This window comes from Evansella clarkii (assembly GCF_002019695.1).
Taxonomy (GTDB): Bacteria; Bacillota; Bacilli; order Bacillales; family Salisediminibacteriaceae; genus Evansella; species Evansella clarkii.
The window spans coordinates 2,531,625-2,544,489 of record NZ_KV917376.1 but is presented as its reverse complement, the minus strand read 5'-3'; the positions used below and the strand labels follow the sequence as shown (position 1 = coordinate 2,544,489).

The window sequence follows — 12,865 nt, the reverse complement described above, 5'->3', positions numbered from 1 at the left end:
TCGTAAAAAGAAGTCCCGTTACAGCTTCAAAAAAGGGATATATAGGAGAAATTGTCGTTCTGCATCCGCCACATCGTCCTTTTTGAAAGAAAAAAGAGAAAATTGGGACAAGCTCTCTCCATTTTAACTTTTTCCGGCAATTCGGGCAATAAGAACCTGGCCGGACAATTGATTGCCCGGCCGGTACTCTTAAACCTACAACATTATAGAAGGAGCCTAAAATGGCACCGAAGATAAATAAATATATGTGGAGTAGTAATTCCATTTTAGGTTGGTCCTTTCGAATGTTAATTAATAATTAATAATTAGTTATTTTTTACTTCATCTCTCGATAAGTTAGACTGAAGAATAAGACCTTCACTTGCTCCAATTCTCCTTTTTCCCCCTCTTAAGTATACAGAGTAGGTTCCATTCTCTTTATCAAAGCTGACTTTGCTGTTATTACTATAATCTGCCCCACCCGTATCAGGATCTTCCATCCTATCAATATATCCACCGTCTAAAAGATCTTTGAATGTAACTTCCGTAGCTTCTGGGTTACTGGTTTGATAGAGCCTTGCCGAATTAATCATCTGTTGAGCGTTTGCTACATGGGCATCTTTCTTGGAGTTATCAATCATTCCACCAACACTCGGCACTGCAATCGCAGCGATAATTCCTAAAATAACAACGACAACAAGGAGTTCAATGAGTGTCAGACCTTTTTGGTTCTTGAGAAATTTTTTCAACATTTTCTTTCTCTCCCTTTTTTATTAATTTTATTTTCAGGCCGGTTGCACTACTGGCTCCGAACGGTCCAAGTGCCCAAATAAAGACCGTTTTTCATTGCCTCCTTATTGCTTCCTTTTCATTGTTCAACTGCGCCCCTGATTTCCACAGGACGTGAGAAACTTTGCCAAAGACCTTTAGTAATTAAGCTCGCCAATTTGCAAGTTCACTTTAAATTTCCGAGTAAATCTGGAACATTGGCACAATGATAGAAATAACGATCACTCCTACTACACCTGCCAGCAAAATTATCATCAATGGTTCAATAAGTGCTTTGAGCCGGTCTGTGGCGTACTCTACTTCTTTCTCATAGAAGTTCGCTACTTTGCTGAGCATTTGATCAAGGGAACCAGTTTCTTCGCCAATACTGATCATTTGCACCACCAGGGGAGGAAATACCCAGTGCTTTTCCATGGGTGCTGTCAGCCGCTCCCCTTTTTCCAGCGCATCTCTCGACTCCTTCAGTGTCCTGCTAATGACTTCGTTTCCAACAACCCGTTCTGTTATTTGCACTGACTGGAGAATCGGCACAGAACTGGTGAATAAAGAACTTAATGTTCTTGTCATTCTTGCTAATGCGGCTTTCTGAAGCAAAGGACCAAAAACAGGCATTTTCAGCAAGAAGTAATCAAGATGATATTTTGTTTCAGGAGTCTGCCTGAGCGCCCATATTCCGAACGCAGCCAGTAAACCTAAGAGGAGGAGAAGCCACCATAACGTCGCAACAACCTCGCTGGCACCTAATACAAATACGGTGATTGCGGGCAGCTCACCTCCTAAATCAGTAAGCATAGATGCGAAAGTTGGCACTACTGACGTTAAAAGAAAAATAACTACTGCGATAGCGACAATACCGACAATGACAGGATAAGCCATCGCGGACTTTACTTTCTGCTTCGTCTCGTGCTGTTTCTCAAACTGGGAGGCAAGCTGATCCAGAGACTCATCAAGCGTTCCCGAAGCCTCCCCAGCCTGAACCATATTAATAAAAATTGGCGGGAAGATTTTTTTCTGCTTCGCTGCTGCTTCTGACAGCGGTTTGCCAGTGACCAGTTCCTCTTCGATAGATTCAAGTGCCCGCATCAGCGGTTTGCTGCTTGTCTGTCTCGCAAGTATGGAAGTTGCATTAACGATTGATACGCCAGACTGCAGTAATGTGGCGAACTGGCGAAGAAACAGGACAAAATCCTGGAGCTTCACCGGGTTGCCAATCGTCAGCTCCTTTTGAAAAAAAGAGGGCTGGACCTCAGTGATTGAGGCTAATGCAACTCCCTGTCCACGGAGTTTTTCAATGGCATGCTTTCGTGATTTTCCGTTTATAGTACCTTCTTTTTTTATACCGGTTTTCGTCCGGCCCTGATAACGGTAATGAGGCATTATAAATTTCTCTCCCTGATGTAAGGCTGTGCTTCATCTTGCGATATTTTTCCCAGCTTAAGCAGATGGCCGATACTCATCTCCAGTGTGTGCATGCCGTCCGCTCTGCTTGTCTGCAGAATACTTTCGATTTGATGCACTTTATCACTGCGAATCATGTTCGCAACAGCTGAATTATTAATTAAAACTTCCGTTGCAGCGACTCGTCCATGACGATCTGCTGCTGGCATCAGCCGCTGGGAGATTATCGCTGCTAATACAGAAGCGAGCTGCACCCTTATTTGCGGCTGCTGGGTGGAATCGAACACGTCCACAATCCGGTTAATAGTTGCCGCTGCACTTGACGTATGAAGTGTTCCTAAAACAAGATGCCCGGTTTCAGCAGCAGTGATAGCTGTGGATATCGTCTCCAGATCTCTCATTTCCCCGACTAAGATAACGTCAGGGTCCTGTCTGAGGGCTGCCCTTAATCCTGCGGCAAATGATTTCGTGTCAAAGCCCACTTCCCGCTGATCAATAATCGAGTTGTTATGTTTATGGAGATATTCAATAGGGTCTTCCAAAGTAACGATATGCTTTTTCATATGCTCGTTAATATGTTTAATCATCGCCGCCTGTGTCGTGGATTTTCCGCTTCCTGTTGGTCCGGTTACGAGTACAAGCCCTTGTTTTTTCTCCGCTATTTTCCTTAAAACAGCTGGCATTTGCAGTTCCTCAAGGTCAGGGATATCCGTAGGAATCACCCTGATAGCCATACTAAGATGTGAACGCTGATAATAAGCATTTAACCGGAACCTTGCCACCCCAGGGATACCGTAGGAAAAATCGGCTTCCCGGGCAGTTTCCAGGTGCTCCCTCATCATTGGCGGGAGAACTTCGGCAACAAGCCCCTGCATAGCATCTGGTGTCAGCGTCTCGTCACTCACAGTAACCAAATCTCCATGAATACGAAGAACAGGCGGCTTCCCAATTGTCAAATGGATGTCCGAAGCCTGCAGGTGAATTGCTTCTGTCAGTATTTTTTCGATGCCTGTATTCAAATTTATCACCTACTTATCGGCAGCTGCCCGGAGGATTTCTTCTGTGGTCGTTAATCCTTCCTTCACTTTCTGCAGCCCATCATCAATTAAAAAGGTCATTTCTTTCTTTATGGCATAGTTCCGGATATCCGTACTGGATTTTTCGTTCATGATCATCTGCTTAATTTCATCATCGATTATGAGCATTTCATGAATTGCAATCCGGTCCCGGTATCCTGTCATATTACAAGTTGGACAGCCATCACCACGGTAAACCTTGTCAATTTCAATCCCTCTTCGTGTAAAAATATCTTCTTCTCTCACGGTGACAGGATGCTCTCTTTTACAATCCCGGCATATTCTTCTTACGAGCCTCTGAGAAATAATTCCTGACAGTGACGAAGCAACCAGAAACGGTTCAATCTTCATATCTATCAGTCTGTTAACTGTACTGATAGAATCATTCGTATGGATGGTGCTGAGTACCAGATGCCCTGTAAGAGAGGCCCGAACTGCAATTTCCGCAGTCTCGGAATCCCGGATTTCCCCTACCATGATGATGTCAGGGTCCTGGCGGAGAATGGAACGGAGCCCGCTGGCAAAGGTCATTCCCACCTTAGGGTTCACCTGGATCTGATTAATGCCTTCCAGCTGATATTCCACCGGATCTTCTACGGTGATAATATTAACTTCCTCTGAGTTAAGCTTGTTCAGCCCTGCATACAAAGTGGAGGATTTCCCTGACCCGGTAGGACCGGTAATCAGAATTATTCCGTTGGGCTGCTGCAGGAGTTCCGTCAGCTGAGCGTAATTTTTCTCACTGAACCCAAGCTTATCAAGGTCATTAAGGGAACGCCCCGCATCAAGAATCCGCATAACCACCTTCTCGCCAAAAACAGTAGGCAGGGTAGAAATACGAAGATCTACCGGATTGTAATTCACCTCCACTTTGATTCTTCCATCCTGTGGAATTCTCGTTTCCGTAATATCTAGATTAGCCATGATTTTTATCCTGGCTGTGAGCATGCTCTGCATATGTTTTGGCAGGGTGCGCTCCGTACGAAGGATTCCGTCAATCCGGTACCGTACAACTACCTGGCTTTCCTGTGCGTCGATGTGGATATCACTCGCCCGTTCCTGCACAGCTCTGAGTAAAAGCTGGTTAACCAGTTTAACCATCGGAGAATCTTCCCGGGTGACTAGCTCAGTATTTTTTTCTTTTTGTTCAGGAAGCTCTTCAAAAAGTTCTTCCACGGCTTCATCCAGCTCGTAGTATTTATGGATTGCTTTAATAATTTCATCCTTGGAAGCAATGGAAACTTCCACTTCAAAGCCGGTGGATAATCTAATGTCATCAATGGCGAAATAATCCATCGGGTCTGACATAGCGATAAATAATTTGTCTCCTTCTAGCCTTAACGGCATCAGTGAGCTTCTTACTGCAAGTTCCTTAGGCACGATACTCGTTACTTTCGAATCCACCGGGTACCGGTAAAGACTGATATGGGGAATTCCGAGCTGAAATTCCAGAACTTCAATAAGCTGCTGTTCTGTTATGTATCCCTGCTGTAAAAGCATGTCTCCAAGCTTCTGGTCATGCGCTTTTTCAGTTAACGCTGTCTGCAGCTGCTCCTCTGTTATTAATCCTGATTCTACTAAAAGGGTCCCAAGCCGTTTTCGGGAAGCAATCATAGTATCACCGCCTTTTATAGTGTTCTATATAGTTAACAACCGTCGAGAAAAAATAGGTCTAAAGGACCGGTTTAATAAGAAGCTAAACTATTATTTCATTCAAAAATTATTTCATTTTAAATAATCTTTATATGTTCATTATAATGTATAATGTAATAAAATAAAGATTAATTGTGAGTTAAGTATGAATTTTTTGCTAACTTTTGTGTTTTAGTGTAAATAATTCCTATTTTTTTACTGTATTCGAAATCCATTTTACTAACAAGGGGGCAATAGGCATGAAAAAAACTTTAGTTCTTTTTACCCAGGAAGAGTCAGGACGAACATTGATTGAAATCATTGCTTCCATAGTGTTGTTGTCGATTATTGCTATCCCTTTCGCTGGTATGTTTGTTCAGTCAAGTAAATCTATTAATGTGTCAGATGAAATTATAGATGCTACATATGTGGCTCAGACGGAGATGGAGTGGCTATACCATGTAAGTTCCTCAGAATCAGGAGAGGAAAAAGGGGATTTACGTTATACAAAAGAAGAAAATGATTTTTATATTGAAACCGATTATAAAGACCTTGAAGATAATTTAGTTCAGGTGATTGTAAAGGTCTACGAAGATAGCAGTAAAAACAAGCTCGAAGCCCAAATGGAATCCATTTACTTATGGAGGGAGGACTGAAACATGATGAAAAAGCTTCTCGATGCCCGGGGTCTTACACTTGTAGAAGTACTTGTTTCAACTGCTCTCTTATCAATAGTCCTTCTCATCATCACTTCTTTTCATATTTTTGGGCAGAACCAGTTTAATAACCAGGACTCTCAGGCTGAACGGATATCAAATGTTCGGCTTGCGATGAGTGATATGACAAAAGAAATAAGAAAAGCACCATTTGTAACTGAGTGCGGTCCAGGGAAGCTTTTATTAGGGGATGTATCCTATAAGTTGGAACATGATCATCTAGTGAAACATAATACCCTTTTTGTTAAGGAGATTAAGAGTTTCTCTTGTGAGGAAATTAGCAGCGGATCAGAAGTTACAGGGGTAACTATAACCATTTCAAGCACTCAGCCTGGTCAGGGCAGTCAAGCCTCCTACACTTCCGAAATATATTTTAGAAAATAGGCGGTGAAAATATGAAAAAAATCATAAATAACGAAAAAGGAATTGCTCTTATCGCTGTTCTTCTTATGATCACCGTCATCTCTATTCTCGCAATAGCTCTCATGGGGGTAACCGCTACCAATGTAAAACTCAGTTCTGGGGAAAGAGACTACCAGTCTGCGTATTATATTGCTGAGGCAGGAGTTAATCTAAAAATGCAGGAAATTCTATCAGGTACAGTCGATTTGGATCGGCTTGAGTCAGTTGAGCCATCTATTTATCGCGAAGAGAAATTTGAGGAGTCTTTTGGCAACCAGCCAAAAGCAATTGTTACTATTGAAGGTCCAGTACTAACTAATGATTTAACAAATTATAAAATAGTCTCAACAGGTACAATCGGAAACCGTTCCAGAACCGCTGTCTCCTCTTTCTCCATAAACACTGCAGGAGGTAGCTGTATTGATAAACTGCAAGAAGAAGATGTTGCAGTATTTTCAAATGGTAAAATAACGCTGACGGGGAGCGCAACTATTGAGGGAGCGGCTTGGACTAATATGTCCGATGAAAATACTATTACCTTAACAGGATCAGGGCGGATAACAGGTGATATTTTTATTGGTTCCTCATTGAGGGATAATATTATTAATAAGCCACATTATATTAATATACGTGAACCAAAGTCTAAACCAAAGCTATATTGTGAACCTGAAGAGTTTCCCATCTTACCTTCCAACCTTCCTAGGTTGCCAGACGGAGGGCCGGTAAACAACAATATTCTTACTGTTGGGTCCTGGCCTTATCAAACATATACAATTACAGAAGATGCTTCATTGGATCAAATTAGAATAGTCTCTCACAGCACATTGACTATTGATACAGGCAACAGTGACCGTTTGATCAGAGTAAAGGAGCTTAATCAGGCAGGACATATTAAGGTTGTAGGTTCAGGAAGTTTGTCAATCTTTATTGAGGATAAATTTACTTTCGTTGGTGGCAGCAGTATTCTCCCAAACGAAAATGTTGATAATATCAGTATCTTTTATGCAGGGGAGGAAAAATTCACTGCTGCAGGAGGAACAAGTATACATGGCTCTTTACACGCTAAGAGATCTGATGTAGAACTAGGTGGAGGTACATCTTTAAAAGGCCATTTAATTAGCGGAGGAAAGAACGTTAAAGTCACAGGAGGAGCGCAGGCAGATTCACAATTAATTTATGCCCCTAATTCAAAAGTCACTTTAGAAGGCGGGGTAAGAACCGGCACAATAATCGCTAATGAGTTTGAAGGTTCTGGTGCCACAACAGCTAAATTTGCCCCCGTGGAGAAAAGTGAATATGACCATTTTTTCTCTGAGAAACATCAATTTCAATTTGATCCTGTATACGAACAATAAATAAACATACCCACCTGCCAGTTCGGCAGGTGGGTTTTAAAATGCTTATTCCCCTTTTACAGGCCTTCCTTCTTCATCAATTCCTGATGGCGGAGTGAATTTTTGTTTTCCATCTTCACGCATGTCTGGTGTGCCGCTGCCGTCCTGGGAACGATCCTCCCAGCCCTGCTGTCCATCCCGGTCCTGCTGACCATTCTGCTGCCAGCCTTGGCGGTCACTGTCATCACCAGTACCCAAGTCTCCCTCTTCGCCAGCTCTGTCTCTGTTCCAGCCTTCTCCGGAACTTCCACCAGAACCATGGTCAAAGTCATCGTCCGTACCTCTTCCATCATAGCCGGAGCCAAAATCAGAGTCTCCTCCATCATAGCTTCCGTCCCTGTCTGAACCGCCCTGGTAACCAGACTCATCGTCATACCCTGAGTCAGGCCAGTCCCGGGCAGGGTCTCCATCCAGATCAAACTCGTCTTCGTCCGTTCCATCATCTGTTGTCCGGGCGAGATAATCTTCTTTACTCCAGACTTCCACTCTTTCTTCTGCGGGATAATAATCATTAGCAATTACTTCTTCAAAAATTACCTCAGATTCCATATTGGTGAAAGTTCTGGCTAACTGATAGGAAAGCCCAGGCTCTCCCGTTTCTATAACGTTCTCCGTACCTTGTGGCACTGTATCTGAATAGCGGACAATCGTCTTTGGCTCAATTTGCTGGTGGTCGAGTATATCCACATTAATTGAATATGGAAATTCCTCCCCATATACTTCTGCACTAATCCTGCCATTTTCCGCGGACAAATACAGCTCATAAGGTACAGGATTAGGATTATGAAAAATCAAATCTGACTGATACTCAACGACTCTTACGTCAAATCCTTCAGGTACAGTGTCATAAAGTATGTCACTCTGAACTCGTTCAATAAGCTGGAAATTGGTGTGAAGCAGCGCTTCATAAACAGCAGAAGCCAGAATCGACATAGATTCTTCCGAAGGAATCTCCATCTCGGCCCCTGCGAACATCGTACTAAATGTATAATTCTCTTCCGGTTCGATGATAACTGGTTCTGTGCTGTTTAGCCATAATGCAAGCTGGTCGCCAAAATAAGACCTTTCAGCCTGATAAATAACCGAAGATACGTCTTCCTCCGTCATTCCGTCCGGATCAACAGTAAATTCATGAAGTGATATAGTTATATTCTCATCCGGAAGCTCTGAGGCTCTTAGTTCCAGTTCTTCTCTTAGCGCTTCCTCATCTGCCTCAAGTTCAAAACCTGCATGCTCAGAAAAATAGGCAATAACTTCTTCCAGCTCTCTTCTGTCTGCCGAGACTATAAGGTCACCTTCAGAAATTTCGCCATTAGACATACTCTGAACAGATTCCTCTATAAAAAAGTTCAGTTTTTCAGCAGGAAAGACTGCTGTTTTTTCAAACCAGCGCACTTCGATCGTCTGGCCTGACTTCCAGTTTTCAGTCTGCTCCCGCAACGCAGTAACAGCTTCTTCCTCACTCATACCGCTAATATCAACGCTCGCCATATACGTTTCCACATCATAGCGCTCTTCTTCAAACCAGATAGCGTAAAGCATATTTCCTGAAAAATTAAATAATGAAAGAAAAATAATGATACCTGTCATGACAACCAGTGATGATATAAACCATTGCAATTTCCCCATCCTGCACACCCCGTTTTAAAAATCTTCTACGCTGATTTATTCCCCTGTTTATCAAGTAAATAAGCAACAATCCAGGAAGTAGTGACAATTAGAACAACAATACCTCCTGCCACGTATCCCCAGTGGAAATAATCAAGGAGAATGATACCTGTATAAAAATACAGGGAGGCTATAAGTACGAGAACTACTGTTAGTTTCTTTGAAAAAACAGAAGGCAATAATAACAGAATAGTTAATAGAATACTTATCCCTGCTAACAGCAATATAATTTCAACCACTTTTGTCTCCTTTTGGGTTTATCCCCGATTTGGCGGAGATTTCCCTGATTGCTGATTTCTTCCTACTATTCTATTAAATCATCTGTTGTCAATTCTTTCAAATAGTAATTGGAAATTTACAATTTAAAAGTGAGAGACACGGTTTCTTCCCTTTTGTTTTGCTCCTGTGTACATTGCACGGTCCGCATTTCTGAGCACCGACATAGCGGATTCTCCAGGCTCGGTTTTTCCCGCAACTCCGATACTGGCTGTCAGCCGGACTGATTTTCTTTCTCCAGTATCAAGGTCATCTGTTACAACGAAAAGGTGGTTTTCTATATTTTCCCGGAGTGATTCAGCCATTTTTTCAGCAAACTTTACATTCGTTCCCTCCATTAAAATGACGAATTCTTCTCCGCCGTACCTGGCAAGTGTTCCGAAACTGCCTACCGTATTCACAAGTACATCAGCAACCTGCCGCAGCACCTCGTTTCCGCTTTGGTGTCCATATGAATCATTAATCCTCTTAAAATGGTCCAGATCAAGAAGAATAATCGCAAAATCCTCCTTGTTTCCTGACATATCAAATTTTTCAAACAAAAGATTTTCAAAATATCTGAAATTATAGAGCCCTGTTAATGAGCAGCGTTCACTTTCATTCTTTTTAAGTTCATAGTTTTTAGCATTTTGAATGGCTACTGCCAGGTAGTTAGCCATTATTTCAAGGAGCATAAGGTGATTTTTTTCAAAGGCGTGTTTTCTTGGAGACCCCACTGTAATAATTCCCGTTACTTCCTTATTGCTCATTGCAGGTATAGAGATCACCGACTGAGTATCCTCCCAAATATTTTCTTTATCTGTTTCTTCATTTTCACCTGCCGCAGGTATATAAACCGGGCTTCCCTGTTCAAGCGCCTTCAGGCTGATATTATCACCGTTTTTCAGATATAATTTTGTTTTAGTGCTGGCATGATACGCCTGGGTTACTTTTAGTTTTCCGTTATGAACCTCGTATATAAATGCCTTGTCCACCGGAAAAATAGAGGTGACTGTCTTTGTGAATAACTCATTTATGCTGTTCACCGAGAGATTTCCGTTCACACGGTAGCCGAACGAGCTAACTTTCTTCAGGAGACGGTTTGTCATCTCACTCTGATTATAGATTTTTAGGATAAGTGACAGGCTTAACAGCGGGATACCGATTAGGAATACAGCAATCATGCCAATCTGCTCGTACAGCAGAACGAGTGTTACACCTATAGGTATAATAAGTACTGCAGAAACAGCCTCCATCTTTAGAGCTTCATCAAAAAATTTCGTTTTTCTGAGTTTAACTAAGTATTTTCTAATCAGGAATATAATCCAGTTGTTAAGGAAGAAGTATGTAAACGCATAGGCAGCTATGGGAAAAAGCATCAGTGAGAGCTGAACTTCTGAAAGGTTCTCGGTAATCCCTCCCAGAGAATAATATACTCCGGCTGATACGATGGAGACTGTGAAAAAAACTAGTGAGTTAAGAGGGATTCTGTATAATTCGCTTCTGGTCAGCCTGAGGCTCAGCAAAGAAGTTAAGACTGCAAGCTGCATAACAAACATTTCTATAAGAAGACCAAATTGAAGAAAGATGGCAAGAGCTATACCGTGCAGCGGTACAATATTAGTATCTCGAAATCTTATAGGGAAGACTGATGCAATTAATATGAGAGTAAGGAATGATAATATCTCCAGCCATTGATTGTAAACAAGAGGAAGAGCCCTGGCGAAGAAAACAGCTAAGGCGGCGGTAAAGACTACGCACCACACTCCCCAGATCACTATTTGTTTCTTACTGCTCACTTTCATCACCTCCATTGTATATTCCCTGGCCTGTCCTTCATGACCTGTCCCGGGATATGTATTTAAGCTGACAAGCTACGATTAAAAACATAGGTATTTTATACTGATATTCTTATTTAATCAAAATTACATAAATCAGGTGGAAAAATTTGAATTTTTTGTTTATTGATAAATATGTATACTATATTACCACAGTAAAGTAGTTGTGTTAATAGTTTAAGCCTTCAAATAAGGAAAAAAGATCTAATTATTTCCGGGATGCAGTAGAATGCTCCGTCTGCTGAAATTTCAGAAAATAAATTAACCAGGATAAAAGACATAGTCCCTTTATCCTGGTTAACTGTATTATATAAGATTTTTCCTCATTTCACCAATAAACTGGTGTGACCCGGTAATCAACAGTACAGCATCTGTGTTTTTTTTCTGCCATTCGGAAACCCATTGTTCAGGGTGTTCCACAATTTTCACTTCACTGCCTCCTGCGATTCCATCGTATTTATCAGCAGGCAGGGCTCTCGGTGATAAAAAATCAGTATAAAAAATTGTATTTGCTGAGGGGGCCAGTTTCTCAACCATTCCCTGTATATCTTTATCCTTCATCGCTGCAAACAGAACATCAGGTTTATCCTGAAACATATCGTTAACCGTTTTCACCGCAGTTTCTATTGCTGCCGGATTATGGGCTGTATCAAGCAGAATCACTGGAGATTCGGAGATTCTTTCAAATCTCCCTGGCAGCTCAGCCTTCTTAAGCCCCTCAATCACCTGCTCGTCATCTACCATCAGAGCATAAAACTGCTTTAAATAATCAGCTGCAACAACAGCGAGTGCAGCGTTTTTAGCTTGATGTTCCCCGGCCATTTTCAATGGTATCCCGTCCAGTTTCCGGTAGGAAGCTTCGTAAGTGAGGACCTGTTTCCCATCTTTTACATCAGTATGAAAGGAAAACTGTTCGCCAGGAGAATAGACTTTTGATTTTCTGTCGCCTGCCTCTTTTTTTATAACCTCGAGGGCTTCCCCCTCACTGCCGGTTATAACCGGGATGCCTGCCTTGATAATTCCCGCTTTTTCACGGGCTATTTCACTTATTGAGTCTCCCAGGAATTCTTTATGGTCCTCTGCCACGTTAGTAATAATGGAGACAAGAGGGACAATTACGTTGGTTGCATCATTTTTGCCGCCCATTCCCGTTTCTATTATGGCAAGATCGACCGCTTTTTTAAAGGAGAAGAAATATAAAGCTGCTGCAGTCATTACTTCGAATTCGCTGATCGTCTCTCCGAGCTCAGCTTCTGCTTCCTGTATTCCAGGTTCAATTTCACTGAGCAATGCAGCAAATTCTTCTTCTCCGATTGGTATGCCATTTATCGCTATCTGTTCTCTCGTATCCCCAAAAACGGGAGTCATAAACGTTCCGATGAAAAACTCTGCTCTTTCAAGCATGGAGCGCAGATAGGTGACCGTTGATCCCTTTCCGTTTGTTCCTGCAACGTGTATCGTTTTCACCCGCCGTTCAGGATGCCGGAGCTTTTCCATTAGTACTCTCATTCGTTTCAGGTCAAAGCGTATGCCCGCTTCCTGCTTCCACTGCAGATATGTTTGCGCTTCTTCGTATGTACGTATCATCTTTCAATTCCCTCCAGGCATAACTAAGTTGATTTTTCAATGAAACCATGCCATTATCAAAAGTGTTCACAAAATCGTCGGGGGTCTGGCCCCTGACATTTTCATACAGGGCTTGACTCTTTAACTTTATC

The 12,865-nt window shown here is 42.1% G+C and carries 11 protein-coding genes, 1 pseudogene and 1 riboswitch; of the genes and pseudogenes, 3 read left to right on the top strand and 9 right to left on the bottom strand.

The genetic code is table 11. The annotated features are described in order from the left end of the window. Nucleotides 1-10 precede the first annotated feature (10 nt). From BK582_RS28215 to BK582_RS11530, 5 genes and pseudogenes are all read right to left on the bottom strand, one after another. Nucleotides 11-265 (bottom strand): annotated as a pseudogene (locus tag BK582_RS28215) (prepilin peptidase); the annotation flags it as partial. 40 nt (nucleotides 266-305) lie between these two features. Further along, nucleotides 306-731 (bottom strand): type II secretion system protein, encoded by a 426-nt coding sequence (locus tag BK582_RS11545; RefSeq protein ID WP_078595181.1) that lies wholly within the window; start codon nucleotides 729-731, stop codon nucleotides 306-308. Nucleotides 732-758: 27 nt separating this feature from the next. Continuing rightward, nucleotides 759-842: riboswitch (cyclic di-GMP riboswitch) on the bottom strand. A 97-nt stretch (nucleotides 843-939) separates the two neighbouring features. Continuing rightward, on the bottom strand, nucleotides 940-2,145 hold the full coding sequence (locus tag BK582_RS11540; protein WP_078595180.1) for a type II secretion system F family protein: 1,206 nt from the start codon (nucleotides 2,143-2,145) through the stop codon (nucleotides 940-942). After that, a complete protein-coding gene (locus BK582_RS11535; protein ID WP_078595179.1) occupies nucleotides 2,145-3,185 on the bottom strand; it encodes a type IV pilus twitching motility protein PilT in 1,041 nt (346 codons plus the stop codon). The genes BK582_RS11540 and BK582_RS11535 overlap by 1 nt, the downstream gene beginning before the upstream one ends. 9 nt (nucleotides 3,186-3,194) lie before the next feature. Further along, complete coding sequence (locus tag BK582_RS11530; RefSeq protein WP_078595178.1) at nucleotides 3,195-4,856, bottom strand: GspE/PulE family protein; 1,662 nt, start codon at nucleotides 4,854-4,856, stop codon at nucleotides 3,195-3,197. Between the two features lie 278 nt (nucleotides 4,857-5,134). Between BK582_RS11530 and BK582_RS11525 the strand changes: the two genes are divergently transcribed. Genes BK582_RS11525 through BK582_RS11515 form a run of 3 tightly spaced genes read left to right on the top strand, consistent with a single transcriptional unit; the run spans nucleotide 5,135 to nucleotide 7,347 of the window. Continuing rightward, the gene (locus tag BK582_RS11525) at nucleotides 5,135-5,530 is read left to right on the top strand and encodes a type IV pilus modification PilV family protein (protein ID WP_078595177.1); all 396 of its coding nucleotides are present in this window, start codon (nucleotides 5,135-5,137) and stop codon (nucleotides 5,528-5,530) included. 3 nt (nucleotides 5,531-5,533) lie between these two features. Beyond that, a complete protein-coding gene (locus BK582_RS11520) occupies nucleotides 5,534-5,974 on the top strand; it encodes a PilW family protein (protein WP_078595176.1) in 441 nt (146 codons plus the stop codon). An 11-nt stretch (nucleotides 5,975-5,985) separates the two neighbouring features. Beyond that, nucleotides 5,986-7,347 carry a pilus assembly PilX N-terminal domain-containing protein gene (locus tag BK582_RS11515; RefSeq protein WP_078595175.1) on the top strand — a complete coding sequence of 454 codons (1,362 nt, stop codon included), beginning with the start codon at nucleotides 5,986-5,988 and terminating at the stop codon, nucleotides 7,345-7,347. Between the two features lie 45 nt (nucleotides 7,348-7,392). Here BK582_RS11515 and BK582_RS11510 read toward each other — a convergent pair whose 3' ends face one another. The 4 genes from BK582_RS11510 to BK582_RS11495 form a co-directional block, all read right to left on the bottom strand. Then, nucleotides 7,393-9,015, bottom strand: coding sequence for a VanW family protein (locus tag BK582_RS11510; RefSeq protein WP_078595174.1), 1,623 nt, complete (start codon nucleotides 9,013-9,015; stop codon nucleotides 7,393-7,395). A 26-nt stretch (nucleotides 9,016-9,041) separates the two neighbouring features. After that, the gene (locus BK582_RS11505) at nucleotides 9,042-9,293 is read right to left on the bottom strand and encodes a hypothetical protein (RefSeq protein ID WP_078595173.1); all 252 of its coding nucleotides are present in this window, start codon (nucleotides 9,291-9,293) and stop codon (nucleotides 9,042-9,044) included. Nucleotides 9,294-9,416: 123 nt separating this feature from the next. Then, nucleotides 9,417-11,108 (bottom strand): sensor domain-containing diguanylate cyclase, encoded by a 1,692-nt coding sequence (locus BK582_RS11500; RefSeq protein ID WP_169910968.1) that lies wholly within the window; start codon nucleotides 11,106-11,108, stop codon nucleotides 9,417-9,419. Nucleotides 11,109-11,453: 345 nt separating this feature from the next. Next, complete coding sequence (locus BK582_RS11495) at nucleotides 11,454-12,734, bottom strand: bifunctional folylpolyglutamate synthase/dihydrofolate synthase (protein ID WP_078595171.1); 1,281 nt, start codon at nucleotides 12,732-12,734, stop codon at nucleotides 11,454-11,456. Nucleotides 12,735-12,865: the final 131 nt, after the last annotated feature.